Source organism: Psychrobacter urativorans, assembly GCF_904846675.1.
Taxonomy (GTDB): Bacteria; Pseudomonadota; Gammaproteobacteria; order Pseudomonadales; family Moraxellaceae; genus Psychrobacter; species Psychrobacter urativorans_B.
On the sequence record NZ_CAJHBT010000036.1, the window covers coordinates 1 to 8,758 of the forward strand.

Genomic DNA, 8,758 nt, shown 5'->3' on the forward strand with positions numbered 1-8,758 from the left:
CAACGGCTTGTATAAAACTGAGGTCATTCATTATTTAAAAGACAAGTGGCAGGGTCTAAACGACGTAGAGCTTGCAATCCTCGACTGGGTAGATTGGTTCAATAAAAAGCGTCTGCATAGTGCGATTGGTTATGTGTCGCCATTTGAGTTTGAATCGATGTATTATGAGAGTTTAGTCCCGTCAGGAAAAGCCGCCTGACTCCAATAAAACAGTCTCCGATATTGTCGGGGCGGTTCACTTTAAGATGATAAAATGTTGCACAAAAACCATATTCTACAGACAAAAAAAAGCCCCAGTCGTTAAACTGGGGCTTTTTGAATCTGGTAGGCGTAACTAGATTCGAACTAGCGACCTCTACCATGTCAAAGTAGGTCGACTAAATCACGAAATATGACGTTATCTTACATGCATTGATTTTATTGCCTTAGAGGTATTATATAATTAGAAGTACACGAAGTAAATTAATATAATTTAAAGTTTAATACGTATTTAGGCACTATAGTTTTATAGTGTTTTCACCTCTACTCCACCACCAAAAAATTAATAAAGACCACTATTATCATGTGTTTTTTATATTTTATCTTCTCAACCTAGACTGATTAATAGGTGTGATCACACTTAAATTGCATTAATTAGGCTGTCTATTTAATGCATAATCTGCGGAGAATAGTATTACTAGTCACTGTAAACTAAGAGTAAATAATTAAACATATGTCCTATCTTCATGAACACCCAGACTGAACTGAGTGCCATTGGTCAGTTGTGTGCGGATATTACAAGGCCGTTTGCTCGGAAGGTTGCTAACGCTAGGGTTCGATCTCAACGTTGAGGCACAATTAGATGCTGTGACTTTAGAGATCGTTAAAACTTCAGAAATTGAGGGTAAGTCATTAAATAATGAGCAAGTACTGTCTTCTGTCGCGCGACATTTAGGTGTAGATGACGGTGGTATGCCAACTGCTACTCGTGAGATTGATGCGGTAGTGGAGATGATGCTAAATGCTACCTATCATTATCAATAACCATTATTGTTGGGGGATTTATTCGGATGGCATAAGGCGTTATTTCCAGATGGATGTAGTGGACTTTATCGTATCAAAGCAGGCAGTATCTGTGATGACACTCAAGGACCTATGTGATAGAGGCTGTCAGTACTGTAGCAACAAGTATCGTAAAATCATCAAACAGCATGAGTTTAGGGGTTCCATGTCACGACGTGGCAACTGCTTTGACAACGCGCCGATAGAAAGCTTCTGGGGCGTATTAAAGAATGAGCTGGTTTATCACCAAGACTATAAAACAAGATTCAGAGCTATCAGCGATATCACTAAATATATTGAGCTGGATTACAACCAAACTAGAATCCAGAAGGGTTTAGGCTATAAAACGCCAAGGCAGATATGGTTTGACTTTTACCGTCAGGCTGCTTGATTAAAATCTCCCAAGTTAGTTTCTACGGGATTGACAGCATAGGTCAAGGGTAATTAGGCTGAATATATTCAATAAAGATATTATCTGCAGCTGCCCAGTCGATAAAGATACGTGACGTGAACTCACTGCCATTATCTATGCAAATTTGCTGTGAATAGTTACAGTATCGAATTAAAGGCTCGTTAGAACAGCACATTTACGTTTCTTATTATCATTATTAGACCACTGATTACCATTAGCATGAGCAGCATTATTCTAAACTGACTAATACTCATTCCCGCCAAAAAGCGTTTGCCAATGATATTGCCAATAACGGCACCTAGTCCTAATACAAGACCATACACCCAGAGCTTGACAGTGAGTATGCCAAAAAAGCGTAGCTGCCGATTTGTACAATACCTACAAAAAAAGAATTGGCAGTTTTGGTGGCAATAAGGTTTTCTTTTTCTAGTCCAGCATTCATATAAAAAGGGTTAAGTATAGGGCCGAGACCACCCACCAATGTGCTCATAAAAGCAATGATAAAGCCCAAAGGTATAAAACCTACTTTTGGCATATCAAATGTTTTATTTACTTTACCAAACTTATATTGGAAAATAGTAGAAACTAAAAACGCGCCAACCAATAACTGAATTTAGCCTGCATCTAAACGACTAAAAACCAATGCTGCCAGCCACGCCCCTACGATGGCACTTGGTACATAGTATTTAGTCAATGACCAATCAATATCATTCCAGAATAGATACAGCCGCGAGGCATTACTAATAAAGGTAGCCAAATTGATCACAGGTGGCGCAACCGCTGTCCCTATCATCCAAGAGGTGACTGGTATAAGTAACTATATGTATGAGCGTGCACGACGTTTTGGGTGTAGTAAGTCAGGCATTGAAGCGGCTTTAAAACGCCTTGGTATCAGCAAAAAAAAGACCTTGGGTAATCATCCCAAGCATAAGACACTTATCAAATAGAATTAAGCTGCGTTGCTTAGTTTCTGTATACCCAAAAAATGACAATAAAAAATCCAATTCTAAATACTTAGTTTTAACGTCTAGAATTGGATCGATAACACAATGATATTTACTCGTTAAGCTAATAATTAGCGTTCTGATTAGTCTATCATGTGTTGGTATTTTTTCTTGATTGTCAGCAACATTATTGCGATTTTCTTTTACATTCGCTACCAATTCTTTAGGGTGGATTACCAAGAGTTAGGTTAGTTGCTACATTTAATTGTCTATTAATAATCTGATAAGCAAAAAAAGGCCGATACTCACAGTCATAAGTATCGGCCTTTCTATTATTACGTCAGACTACTGTTCAGCAAATTCAATCTGAATACTTAGGGTTAGGTTGTTAATTGTTTTCAATAATGTATGTTTGCTTTTATGGCTAGTATTAATGAATAGTCAATTAATTTCTACGCATACCTTGACCCTGTTGACCTGATTTCATTCTATCCGCCATTAGTTGGTTTAGCTGTGCACGCTGCTCAGGGGTCAGTATCTGTAACACAGCATTGTGGTTTTTCATAGGCTCGCCACGGTTATTTTGCATAATTGATTGAATTTTTGTTTGTTGGGTAGTGGTCAAATTAAGCTGAGATAGCGGACTACTTGCACCCGGACTGACACTTTTATTCTGCATCATATTGTGGGGAGTTGTATCTGTTGCTGGACTCGTATTAGCACAAGCAGTTATTGCAAGTAAACTAGAAACGGCTAACGCTGAATTTATTAATAACTTTTTCATTATAATATCCTTCACTTATTGCTTTAACGCTTAAAAGTTTGTAGATAAGCGCGTAATACAGTATACGCTGTCGATAGGACCTATCATAGACAGATTGGTGTTACGAGGGGTCATGAAAGATTAAGAAAGGTAATGTTTATAGCATATTTTCATCAGTGTGCCTGATAATATGAAAAACAATGCTATTGAACGGTGAACCGATGTCAACTGCTAGTTCATTAGTTATTCCCAGTAAGACATACCTTTTGATCATAAAAGCAGCTCATCTACAAAATCCTTAATATTTAGCCTAAAAAAAGGCGATAGTGCTTTATGCATATCGCTTTTTTCAATGATGTAAGAAATAATTTAGCTAAGGATCAAATCCTTCTCTGCTAAGCTTGAAAGATAAGCACTGCGACTTTTATAGCGCCCTTTATTACCAGCTACTTTCGCATCAATCAAATGGATTAATCGACTGGGCAGCGTGACGTTTACTTTTTCAGTTTTACCAAGGTAGCGACTCATGTCGACTGCAACAACGCCCCATGTCATACCTTCATAATCTAGATTATCAACATATTTTTCAATATCACTGGGTAAAGGTATCTCTAACCCTGCTTCTGCTAGACATTCTAAATGACCAGCAATTGCCTCAGCAGCATTAGCAAATACTTCGTTATAATCATCGGCAGCTGAAAAACAACCAGCAATGTCAGGCACGATAATACCATGTGCGGTATCTTTGTCGCCTCGTTCGATCGCAATTGGATATAACATAGTGTTAATTCTCCATTATCATGGGGTTATGCGTGATCGTGTAATGAATAGCAATATCATCTACGCAAGCCCCGCTTGCTTCAATATATTCTTAACCGTTCCTTTGGGTAAGTCCTTTTTCGGATGGGGTATAGTCACTAAGCTAAGTTTCTTATCGTGCTTGAAGTGATGATGGCTACCTGTTGTTCTTATCAAATACCAGCCATCAGATTGTATTATTTTCATCAAATCACGACTATTTATAATCTTCTCTTGCTTTCTAATGACTGTATTATAACTCTAGAGTTATAAATAATCAAGATATTATAGTTTTTCCATTTTAATATTCAAAGTAAACCAATGTCCCAAGTTCGATAGAAAAAACTGATTTTTAGCTGAATAACTCCGACTATCCATGGTGACATGATGCTGCTTTCAATTGGTAAGTAATGCTCTTAGCTGTGTTCATTTAATCAACTGATATTATGGGATGACTAATTGGGTTTGGTTTCCTACCAAGGCTTCGAACTGTCAGGTGTAGACAAGGCATTTTAAGAACTTCTTATATCAAATATTGTCTTTTAACATCAATTTCAATAACATCAGGGCCTTGCTACAATCTCTCTTTTCCTGCTTTTCTCCTAATCAAGCAACCCAACAGTAAGCTTTTCTAGAAAATACTAATGTTTTTAGTTTTTGAAATACGATATTTAATAGCATTCGCTTGATCGAAAAACCATTTGCTAGATAAAAATTTACGTTAATAGAATAGAGCTTTGAGATGTATATTTGTATCGGTACGTTGACTAGACAAGAGTGCTAGCATAATATCGATTATAAATATGTTCTACACAATATTATAAAAAGGATAAAAACCATGTCAAATAAGTCTTTGAATAATAAAGAGCTAAGAAAGCTAGATAAGAAACTTGAGAAAGAGCAAGAAAAGCTAGATAAGAAAGACGAGAAAGAGCAGAAAAAGCTAGATAAGAAATATGAAAAAGAGCTAAGAAAGCTAGATAAGAAACTTGAGAAAGAGCAAGAAAATCTAGATAAGGTGATTCAGAAAATGCAGGATAAAATACATAGTAAGGTTCAGAAAAAACAAGATAAGAAATGGCAATTCTAAAGAATCGGTAGCCAATTCAAATGAAAACCGCAATAACACTACTGATAATAAAGAAAAATACTAAAAAATGATAGACCAATCAGAAAGCTGATTATTAGCTTAACAAATAAATGTCATTGTGTTATCGATCCAATTCTAGACGTTAAAATTAAGCGTTTAGAATTGGATTTTTTATTGTTATTTTTTGGGTATAGCGTAATGTTTTGAGTGTGGACGGCACTATAGGAACTAAACTGTCAGCTATAGTCCCAGTGTTTACTGACTTTCTCTATTTCTATTTTATTTTATACCAACAAGTGATTTGTAGGTTGGTTAAATCAGTAGCCTTGTACAGATGGATTCAAATATGCAAAGTAAGCTATCACTTGTAATAGTAATCATCTATCTTACTTCTAGTTTAGAAGAAGTGAGATTTGAGATAGCAAAGTGATTACCTGCCTACTAGATATAAACTATTTAAGAGAACACCTAATGAAAAAACATCTAAAATAAGTGCTATTTCTGCAGATCATCCATTTATTACAGTGCGGCTTACTGCAAACCCTTATTACACAACATGTATTACTTGATACGTATCACACCAGCAGTAACTGACTGTCCGCTACACCAACATAAGGCTAATCATAATGACACCAGTAATTAGAGTCGCCATCGCCGGTTACGGCAACCTCGGCCGCGGCGCCCAAGCCGCCATCAAGCAGAGTCCAGACATGCAGTTATTCTGTGTATTCAGTCGCCGAGATCCCGCCTCCATCATCCTGATTGACCAAAGCGTGCCCGTGTACGCCATGGACGATATTGCACAATACAAAGATGACATAGACGTGCTGATCTTATGTGGCGGCTCCAAGTCTGATTTGCCCGAGCAAGGCCCAGCATTCGCTGGTTTATTTAATGTCGTCGACAGCTTCGATACTCACGCTAAAATCCCTGAGTACTTTGCAGCTCTTGATGCGCCTGCTAAGAAAGCTGGCAAAGTAGCCATGTTGTCCGTAGGTTGGGATCCGGGCTTGTTTTCCATCAACCGCTTATACGGCGAAGCCATTTTACCGGTCGGCGAAACCTATACTTTCTGGGGCAAGGGCTTAAGCCAGGGACACTCAGATGCGGTACGCCGCGTGAATGGTGTTAAGTCAGGCGTGCAATATACCACTCCCTCAGAACCTGCCATGGCACGGGTACGCAACGGCGAGCAGCCAACGCTAAGCACCCGCGAGAAGCACACCCGCGAATGCTATATAGTGCTAGCAGATGGCGCCGATGCCGATACCGTGCGCAACACCATAGTGACCATGCCGGATTACTTTGCCGACTACGACACCGCGGTGCACTTTATCGATCAACAAACTTTTGAGCATGAGCACCGCAAGATGCCCCACGGCGGCTTCGTCATTCGCAGTGGCGTGAGCGGCATCGATAATGAGAAGAACAATCAAGTGTTGGAGTTTTCATTAAAGCTCGGCAGTAACCCTGAGTTTACCTCCAGCGTGCTAGTGGCCTACGCCCGCGCCGCCTATAAGATGAACTTGGCAGGGGATACCGGTGCGAAAACTGTGCTCGACGTAGCACCTGGCTTATTGTCGCCTAAGCCCCCCGCGCAGCTGCGTAAAGAACTGTTGTAAACGCTAGCTCTGAACTAGAAATAAAAAAGCTCTGAGCTAAAAACAAAAAGCACCAAGCCATTAAGGCTCGGTGCTTTTTTTGTGGTCTAATCTTTAGCTTGTGCAACGCTGATCGTTAAATTTTGGAGATAAAGTCTGCTAACCACTTTAAGGCCGCTATTTCCGGATCTAATGTATCTCTGGCATCTACGGTCAACATCTCGGTCACGGCCTTGGCTTGCCGCTCTTGCAGTAAGTCATTAAACTACTGGCCATCACCGCAAATTAGGTGGCTTTTCTCTGCCTAGAATTATTTAACATAAGCACCATTTTATATGAGTAAAGCGGAACTTGCCTGATAAGCAAAGTTTAGAGAAACAGAAAGAATCGTTATTTCACCCTTAGTCAGGGAGACTTAACCATCACGTACTAAAAAACTATTATGCTGAATTAAATTGACTGAAATAAAAGGATAGCATAAAATATTGAAGTATTGTCGGTTCATTGATAGGGTAGGAAAACCCCATCACCAGTAAGAAAATATCATGTCCGCTCCTAATAGTAAGACATTCACATCTATTTTTGACAATCAAGAAACCAACATGCTAAAAGAACAAGAACGGTTGGCAGAGCTTAATAGACAGGCAAAAGTTCAGCAAGTAAAGTTTAACAAGTAGAGCTGAAATCCAGTTTTCTTCCAATAAATAAAACAAACCTATCGTCACGGTAGGTTTGTTTTGAATTGTTTCAAATAATTATATTTTCTTGTTCGCCTTTTTCCCATTTAATAATATTGTTAAGTGTAATTTTGGCTCTTCTTACCATGGCTTCATCTGTTGCAAATCCGATATGTGGAACAAGAACAGTATTCGGAGCATCTAGGATAGGGTAATCTGCGGGAACGGGTGGTTCCATATCCACTCTGTCTAAACCGGCGCCAGCGATTGTCCCATTATGCAGTGCTTCTGCCAATGCATCATTATCAACAATCGGTCCAACTGCTGTGTTGATTAAGAATGAACTGGTTTTCATCAATGCTAGCTTATCTTTATCAATTAAGCTTTTGGTTTCATCTGTTAGTGGTATATGGAGGGTGACAATATCACTCGCCTCTAAGACGTCATCTAACGACTTATACTCTACACCTTTGTCTATCAGTTCCTTATTTACGCTTCTGTTATAAGCAATGACTTTACAGCCATAAGCCAAACCTAATTTAGCTATTGCGCTGCCTATGTCTCCAGTACCTAATACTCCCAAGGTTTTACCATTTAAATCAGTCTGTCTGTAGCCATTTTTTGTACCGCCCTCTCTGGTTACAGCATCTAGAGGTACGATACTACGTAACAGTGCAGTTATTAGCCCAAAAGTAAGTTCTGCTACAGAGTTGGTGCTATAACCTGCGGCATTTGAGACTTTAATGCCTTTCTCTTTACACTTTTCTAAATCGATATGATTATAACCAGTGAAGGCTACTGAAATATAAGTTAATTTTTCTGCAGTATCGATCACTTCACCACTCAGTGGCGTATTAGCGAGCACTAAAATCTCTGCATCTTTGATCCTCACCTTAAGAGTCTCATCATCTAATTTTCCATCGTCATATACCACTAACTCATGGCCATTATCAGTTAAAGGTTTTGATATTATATTTAACTCTTCATCACTGATTCCTAGAGATTCTAAGATTACAATTTTCATTTTCTATCTTTCCTCAGTTTTTTACGGTTACATTTAATAATACTGTTAAATTATTATCTAAGCGTACCATTATTCAGGCATTTTTTAAAATGGGCTATGCTGACAATACCGTAGAAACTAACTTGGGAGATATTAGTCAGACAGCTTAATGATAATTACCTATGCTATCGATTTCATAATTATTAAGTTTATATTTAACATAACCACTCTCTCATAGGAACAATAGGGGGTTTGGGGGGCTAGTAGAAGTCACTTAAGAACCAAGTAAATTAATATAATATTTTAAGCTTTTGTTATTTGGAATTTATGTGAAAATAGTCTTAAAGCTTCTTGACCTATGCTGTCAATCCCGTAGACATTAACTTGGGAGATTTTAATCAAGCAGCCTGACGATAAAAGTCAAACCAC

Annotated in this window: 12 protein-coding genes, 1 tRNA gene and 1 pseudogene; 7 read left to right on the forward strand and 7 right to left on the reverse strand. The window is 38.5% G+C overall.

Features of this window, described 5'->3' with window-relative positions; translation table 11 throughout:
* The coding region (locus JMY06_RS11255; protein ID WP_201618341.1) for an IS3 family transposase at positions 1 to 199 on the forward strand (199 nt) is incomplete at its 5' end.
* 123 nt (positions 200 to 322) lie between these two features.
* Here JMY06_RS11255 and JMY06_RS11260 read toward each other — a convergent pair.
* Positions 323 to 412, reverse strand: a tRNA-Ser gene (locus JMY06_RS11260).
* A 353-nt stretch (positions 413 to 765) separates the two neighbouring features.
* On the opposite strand from JMY06_RS11260, the gene JMY06_RS11835 reads away from it, so the two are divergent.
* Together JMY06_RS11835 and JMY06_RS11270 are read left to right on the forward strand one after the other, a co-directional pair.
* Positions 766 to 1,023, forward strand: a complete 258-nt coding sequence (locus JMY06_RS11835; RefSeq protein WP_227672309.1) for a DUF4172 domain-containing protein — start codon at positions 766 to 768, stop codon at positions 1,021 to 1,023.
* Positions 1,024 to 1,138: 115 nt separating this feature from the next.
* Positions 1,139 to 1,432, forward strand: a pseudogene (locus JMY06_RS11270) (IS3 family transposase); the annotation flags it as partial.
* A 325-nt stretch (positions 1,433 to 1,757) separates the two neighbouring features.
* Here JMY06_RS11270 and JMY06_RS11840 read toward each other — a convergent pair.
* Both JMY06_RS11840 and JMY06_RS11845 read right to left on the reverse strand, forming a co-directional pair.
* Positions 1,758 to 2,057 carry a hypothetical protein gene (locus JMY06_RS11840; protein WP_227672310.1) on the reverse strand — a complete coding sequence of 100 codons (300 nt, stop codon included), beginning with the start codon at positions 2,055 to 2,057 and terminating at the stop codon, positions 1,758 to 1,760.
* Positions 2,058 to 2,066: 9 nt separating this feature from the next.
* Positions 2,067 to 2,210: a hypothetical protein gene (locus tag JMY06_RS11845; protein WP_227672311.1), complete on the reverse strand. Its 144-nt coding sequence runs from the start codon at positions 2,208 to 2,210 to the stop codon at positions 2,067 to 2,069.
* Position 2,211: 1 nt separating this feature from the next.
* Here JMY06_RS11845 and JMY06_RS11280 point away from each other — a divergent pair, with 1 nt between their 5' ends.
* Positions 2,212 to 2,400, forward strand: coding sequence for a hypothetical protein (locus JMY06_RS11280; RefSeq protein WP_201618348.1), 189 nt, complete (start codon positions 2,212 to 2,214; stop codon positions 2,398 to 2,400).
* 442 nt (positions 2,401 to 2,842) lie between these two features.
* On the opposite strand, the gene JMY06_RS11285 is transcribed toward JMY06_RS11280, so the two are convergent.
* The 3 genes from JMY06_RS11285 to JMY06_RS11295 all read right to left on the reverse strand — a co-directional run bounded on the left by JMY06_RS11285 (position 2,843) and on the right by JMY06_RS11295 (position 4,183).
* A complete protein-coding gene (locus JMY06_RS11285) occupies positions 2,843 to 3,181 on the reverse strand; it encodes a hypothetical protein (protein WP_201618342.1) in 339 nt (112 codons plus the stop codon).
* Positions 3,182 to 3,529: 348 nt separating this feature from the next.
* A complete protein-coding gene (locus JMY06_RS11290) occupies positions 3,530 to 3,940 on the reverse strand; it encodes a type II toxin-antitoxin system HicB family antitoxin (protein WP_201618343.1) in 411 nt (136 codons plus the stop codon).
* A gap of 60 nt (positions 3,941 to 4,000) precedes the next feature.
* A complete protein-coding gene (locus JMY06_RS11295) occupies positions 4,001 to 4,183 on the reverse strand; it encodes a type II toxin-antitoxin system HicA family toxin (RefSeq protein ID WP_201618347.1) in 183 nt (60 codons plus the stop codon).
* Positions 4,184 to 4,796: 613 nt separating this feature from the next.
* Here JMY06_RS11295 and JMY06_RS11300 point away from each other — a divergent pair.
* From JMY06_RS11300 to JMY06_RS11935, 3 genes are all read left to right on the forward strand, one after another.
* A complete protein-coding gene (locus tag JMY06_RS11300; protein WP_201618344.1) occupies positions 4,797 to 5,048 on the forward strand; it encodes a hypothetical protein in 252 nt (83 codons plus the stop codon).
* Positions 5,049 to 5,674: 626 nt separating this feature from the next.
* Positions 5,675 to 6,670, forward strand: a complete 996-nt coding sequence (locus JMY06_RS11305) for a diaminopimelate dehydrogenase (protein ID WP_201618345.1) — start codon at positions 5,675 to 5,677, stop codon at positions 6,668 to 6,670.
* Positions 6,671 to 7,194: 524 nt separating this feature from the next.
* On the forward strand, positions 7,195 to 7,326 hold the full coding sequence (locus tag JMY06_RS11935; RefSeq protein WP_265087898.1) for a hypothetical protein: 132 nt from the start codon (positions 7,195 to 7,197) through the stop codon (positions 7,324 to 7,326).
* 70 nt (positions 7,327 to 7,396) lie between these two features.
* On the opposite strand, the gene JMY06_RS11310 is transcribed toward JMY06_RS11935, so the two are convergent.
* Positions 7,397 to 8,350: an NAD(P)-dependent oxidoreductase gene (locus JMY06_RS11310; RefSeq protein ID WP_201618346.1), complete on the reverse strand. Its 954-nt coding sequence runs from the start codon at positions 8,348 to 8,350 to the stop codon at positions 7,397 to 7,399.
* Between the last annotated feature and the right edge of the window lie 408 nt (positions 8,351 to 8,758).

Coding starts and splice junctions, on each gene's coding strand:
- JMY06_RS11935 (WP_265087898.1), top strand. CDS start 7,195: ATGTCCGCTCCTAATAGTAAGACATTCACATCTATTTTTGACAATCAA.
- JMY06_RS11300 (WP_201618344.1), top strand. CDS start 4,797: ATGTCAAATAAGTCTTTGAATAATAAAGAGCTAAGAAAGCTAGATAAG.
- JMY06_RS11310 (WP_201618346.1), bottom strand. CDS start 8,350: ATGAAAATTGTAATCTTAGAATCTCTAGGAATCAGTGATGAAGAGTTA.
- JMY06_RS11290 (WP_201618343.1), bottom strand. CDS start 3,940: ATGTTATATCCAATTGCGATCGAACGAGGCGACAAAGATACCGCACAT.
- JMY06_RS11305 (WP_201618345.1), top strand. CDS start 5,675: ATGACACCAGTAATTAGAGTCGCCATCGCCGGTTACGGCAACCTCGGC.
- JMY06_RS11285 (WP_201618342.1), bottom strand. CDS start 3,181: ATGAAAAAGTTATTAATAAATTCAGCGTTAGCCGTTTCTAGTTTACTT.